Annotated in this window: 1 pseudogene; it reads left to right on the top strand. The window is 66.4% G+C overall.

The features are described 5' to 3' along the window. Positions 1–241, top strand: a pseudogene (locus ASU23_RS06820) (IS21 family transposase); the annotation flags it as partial.

The raw sequence follows: 241 nt of genomic DNA, 5'->3' as shown, positions 1-241 counted from the left end.
GACTTTCTGCCGAAGATCGAGGAGTTGGTGGTCCGCTCGCAGGGCAAGGTCCGCGCGGATGTCATCCACGAACGGATCGTCGCGCTGGGGTTCACCGGCGGTGAGCGGACCACGCGCCGGACGGTCGCGGAGGCGAAGGCCCAGTTTCGGGCTGGTCGGCGGCGAGTGTATCGGCCGTGGGTAACCGAACCTGGGCTGTGGTTACAGTACGACTTCGGTGACGGGCCAACGATTTCCGGCC

The sequence above is a fragment of the Rhodococcus sp. KB6 genome, from assembly GCF_001445685.1.
Lineage (GTDB): Bacteria > Actinomycetota > Actinomycetes > Mycobacteriales > Mycobacteriaceae > Rhodococcus_F > Rhodococcus_F qingshengii.
The sequence above is the reverse complement of the archived record's forward strand: the minus strand, read 5'-3'. Positions and strand labels throughout refer to the sequence as shown.